Source organism: Pseudaminobacter salicylatoxidans (assembly GCF_003148475.1).
GTDB lineage: Bacteria > Pseudomonadota > Alphaproteobacteria > Rhizobiales > Rhizobiaceae > Pseudaminobacter > Pseudaminobacter salicylatoxidans.
Window position 1 is genome coordinate 301,094 of sequence record NZ_QGGG01000004.1, and the last position, 18,712, is coordinate 319,805.

An 18,712-nucleotide genomic window follows, 5' to 3' on the forward strand; every position below is an offset into this window, starting at 1 on the left:
GGAGGCGCGTCCGCCGTTGCATCGTCATGTCCCTTATGTAGTCTGTGGGACGAACAGGCAAACGCACAATCCGGGAGATGGCAATGGCGCTCTTCGACGACGAACCGAAGAAACCCTCCACGGCCTATGTGGTGGGACAGGACGTGTCGCTGATGTCGGTGGCCGACCTTGCCCGGCATATCGAGGAACTCAAGGCCGAGATCGGCCGGCTCGAGGCCGAGCTGAAGACCAGGGACGCCACGAAAAACGCGGCAGAATCGCTGTTTCGCCGGTGAGGTTCGCACCCCTCCCATTGCGCCCGGCTTGCGCGCCGGCCAGCGCTTCACCCGGCGGACCGAGCCACGCAATGTCGCTGTCACGCCGCTGAAAAGCCGAAAAGCCGCTATTGTTCAGGCAACCTTCCAGTTCATTTCGATTCGCCGGATAGACGCATGCTCGCAACCTACAGGCCGATCTTCTCGCTTCTGCGCGGCACGGCGTTCCTGCTGGCCGGCTCCGGGCTTCATGGCCTGCTCCTGCCGCTGCGCGGCCAGGCCGAGGGATTTTCGACCGCCGCTCTCGGCCTGATGGGCACCGCCTGGGCGGGCGGTTTCGTGGCCGGCTGCTTCCTGGCGCCGCGACTGGTGCGGCGGGCTGGCCATGTGCGCGCCTTCGGCACCTTCGCCGCCTGCGCCGCGATCATCGCCCTGCTGACCGGCCTGTGGATCGACGAGGCGATCTGGATCGTGCTGCGCGCCGCCACCGGCTTCGTCATGGCCGGCGCCTTCATGATCATCGAAAGCTGGCTCAACGAACGCGCCACCAACGAGAACCGCGGCACCGTGTTCGGCCTCTACATGATGGTGACCTATGCCTCCATCATGGCCGGCCAGATGATCGTCGCGGCGGGCGATGTGGGCAGCGCCTCGCTGTTCATGGTCACCGGCATCTTCTTCTGCGCATCGCTCATTCCCACCGCCGTCTCGACCGCCGCGCATCCAAAGCCGCTGCAGGACGTCTCGCTGAACCTGAAGGGACTCTATGCCAATTCGCCCGTCGCCTTCTTCGGCTGTCTGCTGATCGGCGTCGCCAATGGCGCCTGGGGCACGCTGGGCGCGGTTTACGGCGCGCGCATCGGCATCTCGACACCCCAGATCGCGCTGATGATGAGCCTGGTCGTCGTCGCCGGCGCCGTCATGCAAATGCCGATGGGCCGCATATCCGACAGGACCGATCGCCGTTTCGTGCTGGCGGCCGCCTCCTTCGGCGCCGCCCTGGTGGGCGTGCTGATCTTCATCATCGCTCCGCGCGGCGGCACGGCGGTCATCGCCATGACCGCCGCCTATGGCGCCCTCGCCTATACGCTCTATTCGCTGGCGGTCGCGCATGCCAACGACCACGCATCGGCCGAGGATTTCGTAAAGGTCTCGGGCGGCTTGCTGCTGCTCTACGGCTTCGGAACCATGATCGGGCCGATGATCGGCGCGGGCCTGATGGGGCCGCTCAGCCCCGAAAGCCTGTTTCTGGCGACCGCGCTGGCCCATTTTGTTCTTGCCGGCTACACGCTGCTGCGCATTCGCCGGCGCGCCCCGGTACCGCTGGAAGAGCGCGAGGCGTTCAAGACGCTGCCCGCCGAACGCGGCGTCACGCCCGAAGTGGCGCGCCTCGACCCACGGGCGGAAGAAGATGCCTGATCGCAGCCCGCGTGCGGGCAGCGATCATGCTCGCGCGTATCGTCTCTATAGCTGATTCGGGTGATTCCGGCTGTCCATGCGAGCCGGCAGGGGAGTGGAATCCTGAATTCACGTATCCGTTCCGGCGGTGACAGGGTTTGTCGCCGCCGGCATGTCATGCGCGTCTGGGCGCGCGGTTTTCAGGAAACGTGATTCAGTGGGTGGTGACCTTTCCCTTCAGTTTTTCAATCTCGTCCTTGATGGCCAGCTTGCGTCGCTTGAGAGAGGCGATTTCGAGATCATCCACGGACGGATGATTCATGGCCATGACCAGTTCACGCTCGATATCGCCGTGCTTCCGCTGCAACTCTTCAAGATGGTTGGCAAGAGACATGATTGGTACTCCCTTTGATGGTTTCCTCGATCATACGCGCCACCGGGCGACTCACCGTCGCGCCTTGCCCTGTGACGGTATGATGACAGTCTGCCACCAGTTTTCGCCTATGTCGAATAGGGCTTGGTAGCATTTCCTGAATGTGTGAAATGTGATATGAAGATCGGGTCGGCGGGCATGGTGCTTCCGGCTTCTCCCGCCGACGCTTGCGGCGTTCGGAATTCTGCAGACGGTAGATATGTCAGATCAGGAACAGACCGAGATTCGTCTTGAGTTTGCAAAGCTGAAGCAGGAACATGCCGACTTCGACGCGGCAATCAATGCGATGATTGCAACCGCCTGCGATCCCCTGCAAATCCAGCGCATGAAAAAGAAGAAGCTGATCCTGAAAGACAAGCTTTCCAAGCTGGAAGACAGGATCATTCCCGACATCATCGCCTGAACGGCGTGCGCCGATCGCCTGTCGCGGACGAGGCGCATTCGGGCACGGTTGCGATGCCGGTATCTTTCCCTATTGCCACATTATGCCCTTGATCATAGGGGAATTGATCCCTCGCGCGCCCGAGGGACAGGGCATGAACCTCATATTAACCATGTCCTGCCAAGCGTTTTGCTGGCGGAAAGCGCGCCGGAATGTGATTCAGGCAACCAGGAGAGCAGCATGGCAGTTTTTGCCAAGGGAAAGATTTTTGCGGCTGCCGCCTTCGCCATGCTCGGTCTTTCGACCGGCAGCGTGTATGCGGCGCAGTGCGGCAATGACGGCAGCGGTTTCGCTGCCTGGCTGCAAAGCTACAAGGCCGAAGCCAAGGCACGCGGCATCGATACCGCGCCGCTGGCCGGCATCAAATACGACACCGGCGTCATCCGCATCGACCGCAACCAGAAGGGCGCGTTCAAGGGCACGCTGGACCAGTTCATGGCCCGCCGCGCGCCGGCCTCCTATGTGAAGAAGGCCAAGAGCCTGTGGAAGCAGAATGCCGGCCTGTTCGCCAAGATCGAGCAGCGCTACGGCGTGCAACCCGAGGTTTTGCTGGCCATCTGGGGCATGGAAACCGGGTTCGGAGCCAATTCCGGCAACAAGAGCGTGTTCCAGCCGCTGGCCACCCTTGCCTATGACTGCCGCCGCTCGGCCTTCTTCACCAACGAGCTCGATTCGGCCCTTGAGATCGCCCAGAAGGGCTACATCTCGGCCAACCAGATGAAGGGCGCGGGTTTTGGCGAACTGGGGCAGACGCAGTTCCTGCCGTCGAAATATCTGCAATATGCCGTCGATTTCGACGGCGACGGCCACCGCGACCTGATCCATTCGCGCTCGGACGTGCTGGCCTCCACGGCGAACTTCCTGAAGGGGCACGGCTGGAGAGCGGGCGGCGGCTACGGTCCGGGCGAGGTCAACTACGCCATGTGGAACGAGTGGAACCGCGCCACGATCTATCAGCAGGCGCTGGCCCGGTTCGCAAGCCAGATCGCCAACTGAGATCGCAATCCTGCAGACAGGCCCTTTCGGGCATTGCCGCAGAACGAAAAACAGCAAAGCCCGGACCAACCGTCCGGGCTTTCGCATTTTGGCGATGGCTGCGTGCAGCCATAGCGCGGTCCTTCGGTTCGGGATCGTGCTCTATTTGCACCAGCCGGCACGCCGGCCACCCCAATAGGGCCGCGCCAGTCCCAGGTCGAGCAGGATTTCCCCCACCGCCGAACCGTCGCGCGTCGAGACATCGGCCAGCACCCGGCCGTAATATTTGGCACCGCCGATATTGGAGATCGAAACCTCGCCATCCTCAAGCAGTCCGGCCAGAACCTCGCGCGCCTCGATTGCGGCGGAATGCTCGCGCACGCAGCGGCTTTTCATTTCCGGCGCGTCGATGCCGCGTATGCGGATGTTCACCCGTACCGTCTGGCCGGGCCAGACATGGGCATCCGCAACGAACGTGTCGCCGTCCAGCACCTCGACGACGCGCGCGGCAACCGGCCCGGCAAAATCCTGCCCGGCGCCAGCGGGCTGAAGGCCGGCGAGCGACATGGCCAGCAGCGCGGCTGGACGCGCGTTCCCCATTCCGGCGATTCGTTGCAAACCCATTCAAGGTATTTATTCCTATTTCGGGTTCTCAGCAACGGTTTTCGCCTTTGGGAATGCGCTCGTCGCGCGCTAGAAATCGCTGGCGATGCCCTTCACTTCCCAGTCGCCATATCGTGCGGGCTCCTTGCCCCCGCGCCCGCCAAGTTCGCGCGGAACCGCCGCCTCCTTTTCCAGATAGGCCTTGCGCCGCGCGTCGGCTTCCTTCAAAGCCCGTTCGGCAGCCGGCGTCAGCGCGCGCGGCGCGGCACGTTCATCCTGCGGGGCGGCACTGTCTGGGGCATTTTCTGCCATGGAAACTCCTCGCAAACGCGATTGAAACTGAACGGGTTGCTACCCATCATATAGCGAAACAAGGGCCGATGATCGACCCGTTCCCACCGCCGCCCCAACGGAGACGACGATGAACACGATACGCACCGCAATGCTGCTGGCCTTCATGACCGCATTGTTCATGGCGGTCGGATATCTGATCGGCGGCGGCAACGGCATGGTCATCGCCTTCCTGATCGCGGCTGCGATGAACCTCTTCAGCTACTGGAACGCTGACAAGATGGTTCTGCGCATGAACAACGCGGTCGAGGTCGATGAGCGCAATGCGCCCGAATATTACGCCATCGTGCGCGAACTGGCCAGGCGCGCCGGCCTGCCCATGCCCAGGGTCTATCTCATCGACAATCCGCAGCCCAATGCCTTTGCCACCGGCCGCAACCCGCAGAACGCGGCGGTCGCCGCCACGACCGGCCTGTTGGAGCGGCTGTCGCACGAAGAAGTGGCCGGCGTGATGGCGCATGAGCTTGCGCATGTCCAGAACCGCGACACGCTGACCATGACGATCACCGCCACGCTTGCCGGCGCCATCTCCATGCTCGGCAATTTCGCCTTCTTCCTCGGCGGGGGCGGCAATCGCGAGAACAACAACCCGCTCGGCATGATTGGCGTTCTGGTGGCGATCATCGTCGCGCCCTTCGCGGCCATGCTGGTGCAGATGGCGATCAGCCGCACGCGCGAATATTCGGCCGACCGGCGCGGCGCCGAAATCTGTGGCCAGCCGCTGTGGCTGGCTTCCGCCCTTGACAAGATCGCCCGCAACGTCGAACGCATCCACAACCCCGAAGCAGAGCGCAATCCCGCCATGGCGCCTCTCTTCATCATCAATCCGCTTTCCGGCGAGCGCATGGACAATTTGTTTTCCACCCACCCCGACACCGAAAACCGCATCGCCGCGCTGCAGAAGATGGCCAGCCAGGGCATGGGCGGCAGCGGCGGCATGAGCACCAGCGAGGTCAATATCCGTTCAGGCGCACCGCGCGACATCGCGCCGCGCAACGAGGGCGGACCGTGGGGAGCGAAGCCTTCCGAGCCTGATGCCGGACCCTGGGGCAACAATCCGGCGCGGCCGAAGGGTCCATGGTCGTGAAGGTGGACGAGCGCCGGCGCCCGAAACCGAAAAAATCCCTTTCCAGACCTGCCGGCCCCGAACGCGGGGACGGCAACGGCACGCCCGGCCTTGCCGCGCGCAAGGCCGCCGCAAGGCTGCTGGCCGCCGTCATCGACGCCCACACCTCGCTCGATGGCCTGACCGATCATGATCATGGCCATCCGCAATTCCGTGCGCTCGACATGCGCGACCGTGCCCTGGTGCGTGCCATTCTGATCACCGCGCTGCGCTATCGCCGCACCATCGACAATCTGATTGCAGCCCGGCTGGAACGACCGCTGCCGGCCAATGCCACGGCGCTTTCCCACATCCTCAACGTGGCCGCCGCACAGATCCTGTTCCTCGACATTCCCGACAGCGCCGCCGTCGATCTCGCTGTCACCCACGCCAAGGCCGACCCGCGCACCGCCCGCTTTTCCGGTCTGGTCAATGGCGTGCTGCGCGCCATCGTGCGCGGCAAGGATGTCGAGCTTCCCGCCATGCTGGCGCGCACGCAGGACGCACCCGACTGGTTTGCCGGGCGCCTGAGCAGCGCCTATGGCGCGGACTCCGCCGCCCGCATCCTCGACATTCATCGCATCGAGGCGCCGGTCGATTTCACCGTGAAGGCCGATCCCGTGCATTGGGCCGAAAAGCTCGGCGGCATCGTGCTGCCAACCGGCTCGGTGCGCGTTGCGCACCTGCCCGCCAACGTGCCCGACCTGCCCGGCTTTGCCGATGGCGCATGGTGGGTGCAAGATGCGGCCGCCGCCTTGCCCGCCCGCCTGTTCGGCGATGTCGCGGGCCTGCATGTCGCCGATCTGTGCGCCGCACCCGGCGGCAAGACGGCGCAGCTTCTGGCCGCCAGAGCGCGCGTCACGGCCATCGACAGTTCTAAAAACCGTCTGGTGCGGCTGGAACAGAACCTCGCCCGCCTTGGGCTTTCGGCAAGGACCGTGCAGGCCGATATTCTGCGTTTCGAGCCGGAAGACCTGTTCGATGCGGTGCTGCTCGACGCGCCCTGCTCGTCCACCGGCACCGTGCGCCGCCATCCGGACGTGCCCTGGACCAAGACGCCGGACGACATCGCCAAACTCGCCGACCTGCAAGGCCGGCTGCTCGCCCGCGCCGCAATGCTGGTCAAGCCCGGCGGCCGCATCGTCTTTTCCAATTGCTCGCTCGACCCGCTGGAGGGCGAGGAGATGCATGCCGCCTTCCTCGCCACTCCCGGCATCACCGACGATCCGATCCGGCCGGGCGAGATTGCCGGCATCGATCCGTTCCTGACGCCGCAGGGCACGCTGCGCACGACACCGGCCGACATGGACATGGGCTCGCCAGAGCTTTCCGGACTCGACGGCTTCTTTGCCGCACGGCTGCGCCGCACCGCCTGAACAGGCATATACAGATGATTCGGCGGCGCGCAGGCGCTGCCGTTTCGGCTTGCCGCGCGGGATACCGACAACGCCAACGCGCTGGCGTGAAAAGCCGGCTATTCATGGATAATGGAGGGATTGGTACGCCCAAGGGGAATCGAACCCCTGTTTGCGCCGTGAGAGGGCGCCGTCCTGACCGCTAGACGATGGGCGCGGAAGACTTGCGCCATATAGGCGAGGCTTTCGCAAAACGCAACCGCGATTCTTGCGGCATGTGCAAAGGATGTGGACGGCGGGCCGGCGACGTGGCTTTTCAACCACGCCCGGCCCGCGAGCCATTTACTGCTGCGTCACCGCGAAACGGCCGATCATGCGGCGCGCGGCGAAGTCGTAGAGGAAGATGGCGCGGCTGCCGTCGGCAAGCTCCGCCTCGATCGAGATGCGGTTGCCCGACAGTGACTGCGAAACGATCTTCGCACCGGCCGGCAGCGCGATCTCGCCCGACAGGAAGGCGCCTTCGGCCGGCGAAGGCACGAGGGTATTGCCGGCTACCGGCGTCTCGGACCTGAAGATGTCGGATTTGTAGACAACCGCCCCAAGCACGGCCATAAGGGCGATGAACAGCAGGCCAAGATTGATGGCGACGAAACGCACCAGCTTGCGGCGGACCTTCTCGACCGCAGGGTCGAGCGGCTTTTCGTCTTCGTCGTGCAGGTTGGGCGATGCCATTATCGAAACGGTTCCGGATTGTTGAGACGCAATGAGCGACCCTGATAGCGAAGCCGGTCACGGAATGAAAGAGCTCAGCGCCGGCGCCGACGCCGCAGGTACGCGCCTCGATCAATGGCTCGCCGCCGCACTGGGCCCGGATTTTTCGCGCAATCGCGTGCAGGCGCTCATCCGCCAGGGTGCGGTTTCGGTCAATGGCATGGCCGTCACCGAGGCCAAGCGCAAGATGGCCGAGGCCGACTGCGTGACGGTGCAGATGCCCGAACCGGAGCCGGCCGAGCCGCAGGGCGAGGACATCGCGCTCGATATTCTTTACGAGGACGACCAGCTCATCGTCATCAACAAGCCGACCGGCCTCGTCGTCCATCCGGGCGCCGGCAACTGGACAGGCACGCTGGTCAATGCGCTGATCCACCATTGCGGCGACAGCCTCTCGGGCATCGGCGGCGTGAAGCGGCCCGGCATCGTCCATCGTCTCGACAAGGACACGTCCGGTGTCATGGTCGCGGCCAAGACCGACAAGGCGCACAAGGCGCTGTCGGAGGCTTTTGCCGACCATGGGCGCGAGGGCGACCTGAAGCGCGCCTATGTCGCGTTGGTCTGGAACATCCCCGCCCGCATGGCCGGAACGGTGGACGCCCCGCTCGGTCGCGCCGCCGACCGTGTACGCCGCGCCGTGGTGCCCGAGACCCGCGACGACGCGCGCCATGCCGTGACGCACTACACCGTGCTGGAGCGCTACGGGCAGGCCGATGCCCGCAGCGTTGAGGCCGCGCTGGTGGAATGCCGGCTGGAAACCGGGCGCACGCACCAGATTCGCGTGCACATGGCCCATATCGGCCATCCGGTCGTGGGCGATCCCGACTACGGCACCGCCTTCCGCACCAAGGCCAACCGGCTGCCCGAACCGCTCAGGTCGCAGGTTGCGGCGCTGCCGCGACAGGCCCTGCATGCACGCCTACTGGAATTTCGTCATCCCGATACCCATATGGTCATGAAGTTCGAGGCACCGCTGCCGGGGGATATGGCCGAAATCATCGAGGGTTTCCGCAAGTTGTGAAAACTTGACTTCGTTTGTTCACTTTAGCGTGACAGTCTGTTTCGCGTTGAACAAATGGGTGCTTTTCCCGCTTTGTTCCTGTATAACCATATTTGACGCCGGAGCGCGTGAGGCATCGGTGTCATATGCCTGCCTGAATCAGGGGGCAAATCCTTCAAGAGGGAGGGCGCTATCATGGCCCAGACATTACCAAGCATCGTTTCCGGGGAAGGCGGCCTGAGCCGCTATCTGGAAGAAATCCGTCGTTTTCCGATGTTGCAGCCGCAGGAAGAGTACATGCTCGCCAAGCGGTACCAGGAGCATGACGACACCAATGCGGCCCACAAGCTTGTCACCAGCCATCTGCGGCTCGTGGCCAAGATTGCCATGGGCTATCGCGGCTATGGCCTGCCGATCGGCGAGGTCATCTCGGAAGGCAATGTCGGCCTCATGCAGGCCGTGAAGAAATTCGAGCCCGAACGCGGCTTCCGCCTGGCGACCTACGCCATGTGGTGGATCAAGGCATCGATCCAGGAATACATCCTGCGTTCGTGGAGCCTCGTGAAGATGGGCACCACCGCCAACCAGAAGCGTCTGTTCTTCAACCTGCGCAAGGTGAAGGGCAAGATCCAGGCGCTTGACGATGGCGACCTGCGGCCCGAACAGATCGCCGAGATCGCGACGCGTCTGAACGTCAGCGAGGAAGAGGTCGTTTCGATGAACCGCCGCCTGTCAGGCGACGCTTCGCTGAACGCGCCGATCCGCGCCACCGAGGGCGAGTCCGGCGAATGGCAGGACTGGCTGGTCGACGACCATGACAGCCAGGAAGAAATGCTGATCGAGCAGGACGAGCTGGAAAACCGGCGCGGCATGCTCGCAGGCGCCATGTCGGTGCTGAACGACCGCGAACGCCGCATCTTCGAGGCGCGCCGTCTTTCGGAAGATCCGATGACGCTGGAAGAGCTTTCCGGCGAATTCGACATCAGTCGCGAGCGCGTGCGCCAGATCGAGGTGCGCGCCTTCGAGAAGGTGCAGGACGCCGTCAAGGCCGCCGCCAAGCGGCAGGCGCAGGCCCTGCGCACCATCGAGGCCCAGCCCGCCGCCTGACGATCCGGTCCGGCAGCTTCGGCTTGAAAACAAAAACGCGTCGGCTTCGGCCGGCGCGTTTTTTTGTGGCTTGATGTCCGGCGGGCACGGCTGCCGCTGTCGCGGTGAAGCCTATGGGCCGGGACCAAAATGGGACGGAAAATGAGCGCAACAGCCGCGCAGTGAGGAACGGGGACCGTCCGGAACCGAAGCGGCGGCTGGTCCTACTTCCGCGCCGCCAGCTTTTCGGCAAGGTCTTCCATGCGCTGGGCAAGGCCTGAGAGCGCGCCGGTCAGCGCTTCGTCGTTCTTGCCGGCCTTCTGCAGGGCTTCGTCGCGGGTCTTGCGCAGGGTGGTGATCTCGCCCTCCATGCCCTTCACGCGCTTGCGCAGTTCGGACAGTTCGTCCATCACCATGATGCCGGCCATGACCGTCAGGCGCTGGTCGCCGATCTCGCCGAAAGAATCCTTCAGATGCGAGACATAGAGATCGAAATTCTGGGCAAGGTCCATGAGGTGCTCTTCCTGCCCCTCATCGCATGCCATGCGATAGGTCTTGCCGTCGATCGTGACAGTTACTTGCGCCATGGGACCCTACCTGTCCAGCACCGCGCGGATGGTTTCCATCGCGGTCACCAGCCGGCGCGAGACCTCCTTGTTGGCTTCTTCGAGGCGCTCGGCGCGCGCTTCCGAATTGTCGAGTTCCTGCGCCAGCCGGCTGCGGTCGGCGTTCATGCGCTGCACTTCGGCCTCGGCTTCGCTGTAGTCCTGCTCGTGTTCCAGCCGCGCTGCGACACTCTGTTCCAGCGTGTCGATCGCCCTGCCGAGCCGGCTGATGACGTCCTTGAGTGTTGTTTCCCCGGTCATGGCTTTGTCTGAACTCCCATCACCGAATCGCTCATATTCAGAACGACTTATCCGTGAAACATTAGGCATCGTGAAAACGAGCCGTCAACAAAGCGTTTCACGCTTTCCCCTGCTATCGCACCCTGAAGCCCCGACTATGGTCCTAAACGACCCCGGCTTTGGTTGACTCAGGCCGCATGCCTGCTATGTGTCGCCTGCTTTTCCCTAGGGCACCACGGCCCCGAAAACCAAGGCTTGGCGAGCGATCATGACCTCACGCGAAAAACACGACCGGATGGCCAACGCGATCCGCTTTCTGTCCATGGATGCTGTCGAAAAGGCGAATTCCGGACATCCCGGCCTGCCGATGGGCGCGGCCGACATTGCCACCGTGCTTTACACGCGCTTCATGAAGCACGATCCGAAGAACCCGCACTGGCCCGACCGCGACCGCTTCGTGCTGTCGGCCGGCCACGGCTCCATGCTGCTCTATTCGCTGCTTTACCTGACCGGCTACGAAGACATCACGATCGACCAGATCAAGCAGTTCCGCCAGCTCGGCTCGCGCACCGCGGGCCACCCTGAATTCGGCCATGCGGCCGGCATCGAGACGACCACCGGCCCGCTCGGCCAGGGCATCGCCAACGCTGTCGGCATGGCGCTGGCGGAGCGCATCCTCAATGCCCGTTTTGGTGATGACCTCGTCGACCATTACACCTATGTGCTGTCGGGCGACGGCTGCCTCATGGAAGGCATCAGCCAGGAAGCCATCGCGCTCGCCGGCCACCTGAAGCTCAACAAGCTGATCGTGATGTGGGACGACAACAACATCACCATCGACGGCCAGCTCTCGCTGTCCGATTCCACCGACCAGCTCGAGCGTTTCGCCGCCTGCCAGTGGAACACCATGAGCATCGACGGTCACGATCCGGAAGCGATTGCCGGCGCGCTCGAGATCGCGCGCCGCTCGGATCGCCCCACGCTGATCGCCTGCAAGACCACCATCGGCTTCGGCGCGCCCACCAAGTCCGGCACCAGCAAGGCGCACGGCTCGCCGCTGGGCGCGGAGGAGATCGCCGGCGCGCGCAAGACGCTGAACTGGCCCTACCCGCCCTTCGAGGTTCCGTCCGAAATTCTCGACGCCTGGCGCGTTTCGGGCCTCAACGCCTGCAAGAAGCGCAAGGAATGGGAGGCCCGCCTGGCCGAGGCCGACGCCGAGATCCGCGCCGAGTTCGAACGCCGCATGAGCGGCGAGCTGCCGGGCGATCTGGATGCGGTGATTGCCGAGTACAAGCAGAAGCTTGCCGCCGACAAGCCCAAGGTCGCCACCCGCAAGTCGTCGGAAATGGCGCTGGAAGTCATCAACGCCGTGGTGCCCGAGACGATCGGCGGCTCGGCTGACCTGACCGGCTCCAACAACACCAAGACCAGCCAGACCAAGCCGATCACCCCGGACGACTACAACGGCCGCTATGTCTATTACGGCATCCGCGAGCACGGTATGGCCGCGGCCATGAACGGCATGGCGCTGCATGGCGGCGTCATTCCCTATGGCGGCACCTTCCTGACCTTCTCGGACTATGCACGCCCGGCCATGCGCCTGGCGTCGCTGATGGGCATCCGGTCGATCTTCGTCATGACGCACGATTCCATCGGGCTGGGCGAAGACGGCCCGACCCACCAGCCGGTCGAGCATCTGGCGGCGCTTCGCGCCATTCCCAACCACACGGTGTTCCGTCCGGCTGACGCGATGGAAGCCGCCGAGTGCTGGCAGCTTGCCCTGCATTCGACCAGGACGCCCTCGACGCTGGCGCTCACCCGCCAGAACCTGCCGGCGCTGCGCACCGAATATGTGGAAGAGAACCTCTGTGCCTACGGCGCCTACGAGCTGGCCACGGCCGACGGCGAGGCGGCGGTGACGATCTTCGCCACCGGCTCCGAGGTCGAGATCGCGCTTGCCGCGCGCACGCAGCTTCAGGCCCACGGCCACCCCACCCGCGTGGTTTCGGTGCCGTCCTTCGAGCTGTTCGAGCAGCAGAGCGACACCTACAAGGCCGCCCTCATCGGCAACGCCCCGGTCAAGATCGCCATCGAGGCGGCGATCCGCATGGGCTGGGACCGCTTCATCGGCGTGGACGGCATCTTCATCGGCATGCACGGTTTTGGCGCAAGTGCCCCGATCGAGCAGCTTTATCCGCATTTCGGTATCACCGCCGAGGCCGCGGTGAAGGCCGCCGAAGAACGCCTGCATTAGGACCGACCGGCACCTGGGGCCTGGAGCGCGGCATGAGCGGAAATCGCCCGACCGCGCCCGGCTCCTGAGTGCCGATCGATCCTCATCGAACTGATTTTTCGCTCCCAGGGAGAAGCTCACATGACCGTCAAAGTAGCCATCAACGGATTTGGCCGCATTGGCCGCAACATCTTGCGCGCCATCTACGAATCCGGCCGCAAGGACATCGAGGTCGTCGCCATCAACGATCTCGGCCCGGTCGAGACCAATGCGCATCTGCTGCGCTACGACAGCGTGCACGGCCGCTTCCCGCACGAGGTGAGGGTCGAGGGCGACACCATCAACATCGGCAGCGGCGCCATCAAGGTCACCGCCGTCAAGGATCCGGCGCAGCTTCCGTGGAAGGAACTCGGCGTCGACATCGCGCTCGAATGCACCGGCATCTTCACCTCGAAGGAGAAGGCCTCGGCGCATCTGACCGCCGGCGCCAAGCGCGTCATCGTCTCGGCTCCGGCCGACGGCGCCGACCTGACGGTCGTCTACGGCGTCAACCACGACAAGATCGCCAGGGAACACATCGTGATTTCCAATGCGTCTTGCACCACCAACTGCCTGGCGCCCGTGGCCATGGTGCTCAACAATGCCTTCGGCATCGAGAAGGGCTTCATGACGACGATTCACGCCTATACCGGCGACCAGCCGACGCTCGACACCATGCATAAGGACCTCTACCGGGCCCGCGCCGCCGCCATGTCGATGATCCCGACCTCGACGGGTGCGGCCAAGGCCGTCGGCCTTGTGCTGCCGGAACTGAAGGGCAAGCTCGACGGCGTGTCGATCCGCGTGCCGACCCCGAACGTCTCGGTCATCGACTTCAAGTTCGTGGCCAGCAAGCCGGTCACCGTGGACGAGGTCAATGCCGTGCTCGTCGCCGCTTCCGAGGGGCCGCTCAAGGGCATCCTCGCCTACACCAAGGAGCCGCTGGTCTCCATCGACCTGAACCACAACCCGGCTTCGTCCACCTTCGCGCTCGACCAGACCAAGGTCATCGAGGGCAACCTGGTGCGTGTCATGTCCTGGTACGACAATGAGTGGGGCTTCTCCAACCGCATGGCCGACACCGCTGTCGCCATGGGCAGGACCATCGCCTGACCGGACGCCGTCCAGTCTGCATCGACGCCCGGCCTCAAGGCCGGGCGTTTTCGTTTCCGTGACGAAAAAATACATTTGGCATAACGACTTTCGGCAAAGTCGCTTGCGCGTGGCCATGTCTTCGCCGCACTCTGTGGAGAAGTCGAACCACGCGGAGCGCACGGAAGCAGACCACCCATGGATCAGGCCATCTATCTCGCGACACTGGTCGGAACGGCACTGGTGCTCGCGGCAGCATTTTCGAGCCTGATCGCCTTCCGTTTCGGTGCGCCGCTGCTGCTGCTCTTCCTGGCCATCGGCCTCGCCTCGGGCCAGGACGGGCTCGGCATCGAATTCGACAATGCCGGCATCGCCTATTTCGTGGGCTCGCTGGCGCTGGCCGTTATCCTGTTCGATTCGGGCTTCGGCACGCCGGTCAACGTGCTGCGGCAGGCAGGCCTGCCGGCACTGTCCCTGGCGACCATCGGCGTCGCCATAACGACCGCCATCTTCGGCGTCGCGGCGCATTATCTTACCGGCTTTTCGTGGCTTGAATCCTTCCTGCTCGGCGCCGCCACCGCGTCCACCGACGCGGCGGCCGTGTTTTTCCTGCTGCGCGCGGGAAACATCAATCTGCGCGAACGCGTACGCTCGACGCTGGAGATCGAATCCGGCACCAACGATCCGATCGCGATCTTCCTGACGCTGACCCTGGTCGAGATCATAGCTATCGGCGCCGATCCGGAAGCGCAGGTGTTGTTCCTCGACCTCGTGCTCGGTTTCTTCGTCACCATGGGGCTTGGCGCCGCCGTCGGCATCCTCGGCGGCTTCGGCATCGTGCGGCTGGTCGAATGGCTCAATCTCGACCGGGGCCTGCTGCCGATCTTCGTGCTGGCGCTGTCGCTGCTGGTCTTCGCGGCCGCCGGCTCCATCGGCGGCTCGGGCTTCCTTGCGGTCTATCTGGCCGGTCTCGTTGCCGGCAATTCCAACATGCGGGCATCCGGCGCGCTCGGCCGCTTCCAGGACGGCATCTCCTGGCTCGGGCAGATCATCATGTTCCTGGTGCTGGGTCTGTTTGCCACGCCCTCGCAGTTCCTGCCGCTGATGCCGGTTGCGCTGGCGCTTGGGCTGGTGCTCATGTTCATCGCCCGGCCGATAGCCGTGTGGCTGTGCCTGAAGCCTTTCTCGCTGACGCAGACGGAGACGACCTTCATCTCCTGGGTGGGTCTGCGCGGCGCGGTCTCGATCCTGCTTGCGCTCACCCCGCTGATCAGCGGACTGGAGCATGGCCGCACCATCTTCAACATCGCCTTCATGATCGTGCTGGTGTCGCTGGTCGTGCAGGGCTGGACGGTCGGACCGCTCGCGCGCCGTCTTGGCCTCATCGTGCCGGCCCGTGCCGGGCCCATCGAAAAGGTGGAGCTGGAACTGCCCGGATCGGCGCACCACGAACTGCTCAGCTACCGCGTGGTGCCGGGCAGCCCGGTGCTGCGCGGCGAGCGCTTCCCGCGCTGGGCGCGCCCCTCGCTGGTGGTGCGCGAAGGGCGGTCGATGAAGTTCCCCGATTTCGGCCGCCTGGTGGCCGGCGACCGCGTCTATATCTTCGTCTCCGACCGCTACCCGGCCCTGCTCGACCGCCTGTTCACCAGCCGCGTCGATCTCGACCCCGAGGATGCCGAATTCTTCGGCGCCTTCGCCGTCGATCCCGCCCGCCCGGCCGCCGAACTCGAAGCGGCCTACGGAACCGGCCTGACCGAAGCCGAGATAAAGATGACCATCGGCGAGCTGTTCCTGTCCCGCTTCGGCGGTCATGTCGAATATGCCGACCGGCTCACGCTCGGGTCCATCGAGCTGATCGTGCGCGACATCGACGAGAAGGGCAGGATCACGGCGATCGGCCTGTCCTTCGAGCCGACCCGACCCCAGCCGCTGGTGCCCGAACGCTTGCGCGACCGGGTGCAGCGGGTCTTGCGCTGGCTGCGCGGAAGCCCGGTGGAGCAGGACGTCTGATCGCCGCTGCCAATCGCCGCGCCGGCCCAAAGCGCCTTGAATCCGCCACGTGTCACGATAAGGTTTCGCCGACTCACAGCAAGGAGAGGATTGCCTATGGCCGGTTTCAAGACGCTCGACGACCTCGCGGAGGTCAGGGGCAAGCGGGTTCTCGCGCGCGTCGATCTCAACGTGCCCATGGCCGACGGCAAGGTGACCGACGCCACCCGCATCGAGCGCGTCTCGCCGACCATTCTGGAGCTTTCGCGCCGCGGCGCGAAGGTCATCCTGCTCGCGCATTTCGGCCGCCCCAAGGAAGGTCCGGAAACGAAATACTCGCTCGAACCCATCGCCGCCGCCACCGCCGGCGTGCTGGGCAAGCCCGTCGCCTTTGCCGGCGACTGCATCGGCGACAAGGCCACCGCCGCGGTCGCGGCCATGCAGGACGGCGACATCCTGCTTCTGGAAAACACTCGCTTCCACAAGGGCGAGGAAAAGAACGATCCCGAATTCACCAGGGCGCTGGCCGCCAATGGCGACATCTTCGTCAATGACGCTTTCTCGGCCGCGCACCGCGCGCATGCCTCCACCGAGGGACTTGCGCATCTCCTGCCGGCTTTTGCCGGCCGCACCATGCAGGCCGAACTGGAGGCGCTGGAAAGGGGCCTCGGCAATCCGGCCCGCCCGGTGGTGGCGATCGTCGGCGGCGCCAAGGTCTCGTCCAAGATCGACCTGCTCATGAACCTGGTGAAGAAGGTCGATGCGCTGGTCATCGGCGGCGGCATGGCCAACACGTTCCTCGCCGCGCGCGGCACCGATGTCGGCAAGTCGCTGTGCGAGCACGATCTTGCCCAGACCGCCAGGCAAATCATGATCGAGGCCGCGCAGGCCGGTTGCGCCATCATCCTGCCGTCGGATGCCGTGGTGGCGCGCGAGTTCAAGGCCGATGCCGCCAATGAGGTCGTGGGGGTCGATGCCGTACCGGCCGACGCCATGATCCTCGATGTCGGCCCCAGGACGGTGGAGACCGTCAACCAGTGGATCGACCGCGCCGCGACGCTGGTGTGGAACGGCCCGCTCGGCGCCTTCGAGATTTCGCCCTTCGACCGCGCCACAGTCGCGGCGGCGCGCCATGCCGCCGCCCGCAGCAAGGATGGCAAGCTGGTGTCGGTGGCCGGCGGCGGCGACACGGTCGCCGCGCTCAACCATGCGGGCGTCGCCGACGACTTCACCTATGTCTCCACCGCCGGCGGCGCCTTCCTCGAATGGATGGAAGGCAAGGCGCTTCCGGGTGTGGAAGTGCTGAAAAAATAACCGCGCAACCTTCTGTTTCGCCCCCCAAGCATTTTGCAGCAGGGTGGTTTTGACCTCGCGTCGCACAAATGCGGCACAATTGGACAGACCATGATATCGTCCGAAAACCGGTTCCCGCTTTTCGGCATCATGGTCTGGCGAGGGGCGAAATCTTTTGTAGGCCGAGTTGATCGTCTTTCAATCGATTCAAACATTTGCGCGGCGTTCCGTTGTGCCGATACTTCTGTTATGCGGCCCTCAATGAAAGCCTCAGGAGGATTTGCATGAGCGAACGTCTGGAAGATATTGCCGCCGCGATGGTGGCCGACGGCAAGGGTATTCTGGCAGCCGACGAAAGCAGCGGCACGATCAAGAAGCGCTTTGACGTGATCGGCGTCGAATCCACGGCCGACAGCCGCCGCGACTATCGCGAACTGCTGTTCCGCTCGACCGATGCGATGAAGAACTGCATCTCCGGCGTTATTCTCTACGACGAGACGATCCGCCAGAAGGCCGCCGACGGCACGCCGCTGGTCGATCTGATCAAGGCCGCCGGCGCCATCCCCGGCATCAAGGTCGATGCCGGCGCCAAGGCCATTCCGGGCTATCCGGGCGACACCGTCACCGAAGGCCTCGACGGCCTGCGCGAACGTCTGGCCGAGTACTACAAGATCGGCGCGCGCTTCGCCAAATGGCGTGCGGTGATCGACATCGACACCGCGAAGAACGTGCCCTCGCGCTATACGATCGACGCCAACACCCAGGCGCTCGCCCGCTATGCGGCGCTGTGCCAGGAAGCCGGCATCGTGCCGATCGTCGAGCCGGAAGTGCTGATGGACGGCGCCCACGACATCGACACGTGCTACGACGTCACCCGCGCCACGCTGGTCAAGCTCTATGACGCGCTCTACGACGCGCGCGTGAAGCTGGAAGGCACCGTGCTGAAGCCGAACATGGTGATTGCCGGCAAGAAGTCGGGCCAGAAGAACACGCCCGAAGAAATCGCCGAAAAGACGCTGCGCCTGTTCCGTGAGACGGTGCCGGTCGCCGTGCCGGGCATCGCCTTCCTGTCGGGCGGCCAGTCGGATGAGGAGGCCACCGCCAACCTCAACGCCATGAACGCCGTCGGCCCGCATCCGTGGAAGCTCACCTTCTCCTACGGCCGCGCGCTGCAGGCCGCGCCGCAGAAGGCGTGGAGCGGCAAGGCCGAGAACGTCGCCGCCGCACAGGCAGCCTTTGCCCACCGCGCCCGCATGAACGGCCTGGCAGCCAGCGGCAAGTGGCAGCAGGCGCTGGAAAAGGCCGCCTGAGCCGTCTTCGGCATGTCCATGAAAAACCCCGCTCCGGCGGGGTTTTTTGTTGTCCGCCTGTCCGGCCCTGCATGAACGTCCGGCTTCCGGCATCATCGCTCCGGCGGAAGCGGGATGATTGTTTCCCGAGCCGCCATC

19 protein-coding genes and 1 tRNA gene are annotated in these 18,712 nt (G+C 64.5%); 13 read left to right on the plus strand and 7 right to left on the minus strand.

Annotated features, from left to right (window positions below; all coding sequences use genetic code 11):
- Positions 1–83: 83 nt before the first annotated feature.
- The gene (locus tag C7441_RS08085; protein ID WP_170125045.1) at positions 84–275 is read left to right on the plus strand and encodes a DUF1192 domain-containing protein; all 192 of its coding nucleotides are present in this window, start codon (positions 84–86) and stop codon (positions 273–275) included.
- A gap of 156 nt (positions 276–431) precedes the next feature.
- Entirely contained in the window at positions 432–1,673 is a 1,242-nt protein-coding gene (locus C7441_RS08090; RefSeq protein WP_109612404.1) for an MFS transporter, read from the plus strand.
- Between the two features lie 193 nt (positions 1,674–1,866).
- Here the strand turns inward: C7441_RS08090 and C7441_RS08095 are convergent, their stop codons facing one another.
- Positions 1,867–2,046 (minus strand): YdcH family protein, encoded by a 180-nt coding sequence (locus C7441_RS08095; RefSeq protein ID WP_019172851.1) that lies wholly within the window; start codon positions 2,044–2,046, stop codon positions 1,867–1,869.
- Positions 2,047–2,284: 238 nt separating this feature from the next.
- On the opposite strand from C7441_RS08095, the gene C7441_RS08100 reads away from it, so the two are divergent.
- Both C7441_RS08100 and C7441_RS08105 read left to right on the plus strand, forming a co-directional pair.
- On the plus strand, positions 2,285–2,488 hold the full coding sequence (locus C7441_RS08100; protein WP_019172852.1) for a YdcH family protein: 204 nt from the start codon (positions 2,285–2,287) through the stop codon (positions 2,486–2,488).
- 219 nt (positions 2,489–2,707) lie between these two features.
- The gene (locus tag C7441_RS08105) at positions 2,708–3,523 is read left to right on the plus strand and encodes a lytic murein transglycosylase (protein ID WP_109612463.1); all 816 of its coding nucleotides are present in this window, start codon (positions 2,708–2,710) and stop codon (positions 3,521–3,523) included.
- A 141-nt stretch (positions 3,524–3,664) separates the two neighbouring features.
- On the opposite strand, the gene C7441_RS08110 is transcribed toward C7441_RS08105, so the two are convergent.
- Together C7441_RS08110 and C7441_RS08115 are read right to left on the minus strand one after the other, a co-directional pair.
- Positions 3,665–4,126 carry a thermonuclease family protein gene (locus C7441_RS08110; RefSeq protein ID WP_244916083.1) on the minus strand — a complete coding sequence of 154 codons (462 nt, stop codon included), beginning with the start codon at positions 4,124–4,126 and terminating at the stop codon, positions 3,665–3,667.
- A 69-nt stretch (positions 4,127–4,195) separates the two neighbouring features.
- Positions 4,196–4,417, minus strand: a complete 222-nt coding sequence (locus C7441_RS08115; RefSeq protein WP_109612406.1) for a DUF1674 domain-containing protein — start codon at positions 4,415–4,417, stop codon at positions 4,196–4,198.
- A gap of 109 nt (positions 4,418–4,526) precedes the next feature.
- Between C7441_RS08115 and htpX the strand changes: the two genes are divergently transcribed.
- Complete coding sequence (gene htpX, locus C7441_RS08120; RefSeq protein ID WP_109612407.1) at positions 4,527–5,543, plus strand: zinc metalloprotease HtpX; 1,017 nt, start codon at positions 4,527–4,529, stop codon at positions 5,541–5,543.
- The gene (locus C7441_RS08125) at positions 5,534–6,937 is read left to right on the plus strand and encodes an RsmB/NOP family class I SAM-dependent RNA methyltransferase (protein WP_109612408.1); all 1,404 of its coding nucleotides are present in this window, start codon (positions 5,534–5,536) and stop codon (positions 6,935–6,937) included. Before htpX ends, C7441_RS08125 begins: the two co-directional genes overlap by 10 nt.
- 121 nt (positions 6,938–7,058) lie before the next feature.
- On the opposite strand, the gene C7441_RS08130 is transcribed toward C7441_RS08125, so the two are convergent.
- A tRNA-Glu gene (locus C7441_RS08130) sits at positions 7,059–7,133 on the minus strand.
- Between the two features lie 125 nt (positions 7,134–7,258).
- Positions 7,259–7,648 (minus strand): fimbrial protein, encoded by a 390-nt coding sequence (locus tag C7441_RS08135; protein WP_109612409.1) that lies wholly within the window; start codon positions 7,646–7,648, stop codon positions 7,259–7,261.
- A gap of 31 nt (positions 7,649–7,679) precedes the next feature.
- Here C7441_RS08135 and C7441_RS08140 point away from each other — a divergent pair, with 31 nt between their 5' ends.
- Entirely contained in the window at positions 7,680–8,708 is a 1,029-nt protein-coding gene (locus C7441_RS08140) for an RluA family pseudouridine synthase (RefSeq protein WP_109612410.1), read from the plus strand.
- 174 nt (positions 8,709–8,882) lie between these two features.
- Complete coding sequence (gene rpoH / locus C7441_RS08145) at positions 8,883–9,794, plus strand: RNA polymerase sigma factor RpoH (RefSeq protein WP_019172859.1); 912 nt, start codon at positions 8,883–8,885, stop codon at positions 9,792–9,794.
- 203 nt (positions 9,795–9,997) lie between these two features.
- On the opposite strand, the gene C7441_RS08150 is transcribed toward rpoH, so the two are convergent.
- Positions 9,998–10,360, minus strand: a complete 363-nt coding sequence (locus C7441_RS08150; protein ID WP_109612411.1) for a cell division protein ZapA — start codon at positions 10,358–10,360, stop codon at positions 9,998–10,000.
- 6 nt (positions 10,361–10,366) lie between these two features.
- Entirely contained in the window at positions 10,367–10,639 is a 273-nt protein-coding gene (locus tag C7441_RS08155) for a DUF4164 domain-containing protein (protein WP_019172861.1), read from the minus strand.
- Between the two features lie 247 nt (positions 10,640–10,886).
- Here C7441_RS08155 and tkt point away from each other — a divergent pair, with 247 nt between their 5' ends.
- From tkt to C7441_RS08180, 5 genes are all read left to right on the plus strand, one after another.
- Complete coding sequence (gene tkt, locus C7441_RS08160; protein WP_109612412.1) at positions 10,887–12,872, plus strand: transketolase; 1,986 nt, start codon at positions 10,887–10,889, stop codon at positions 12,870–12,872.
- 120 nt (positions 12,873–12,992) lie between these two features.
- A complete protein-coding gene (gene gap / locus C7441_RS08165; protein WP_109612413.1) occupies positions 12,993–14,003 on the plus strand; it encodes a type I glyceraldehyde-3-phosphate dehydrogenase in 1,011 nt (336 codons plus the stop codon).
- Positions 14,004–14,180: 177 nt separating this feature from the next.
- On the plus strand, positions 14,181–15,992 hold the full coding sequence (locus C7441_RS08170; protein WP_109612414.1) for a potassium/proton antiporter: 1,812 nt from the start codon (positions 14,181–14,183) through the stop codon (positions 15,990–15,992).
- Between the two features lie 96 nt (positions 15,993–16,088).
- Positions 16,089–17,285: a phosphoglycerate kinase gene (locus C7441_RS08175; protein ID WP_109612415.1), complete on the plus strand. Its 1,197-nt coding sequence runs from the start codon at positions 16,089–16,091 to the stop codon at positions 17,283–17,285.
- 263 nt (positions 17,286–17,548) lie between these two features.
- Positions 17,549–18,574: a class I fructose-bisphosphate aldolase gene (locus C7441_RS08180; protein ID WP_109612416.1), complete on the plus strand. Its 1,026-nt coding sequence runs from the start codon at positions 17,549–17,551 to the stop codon at positions 18,572–18,574.
- Positions 18,575–18,712 lie beyond the last annotated feature (138 nt).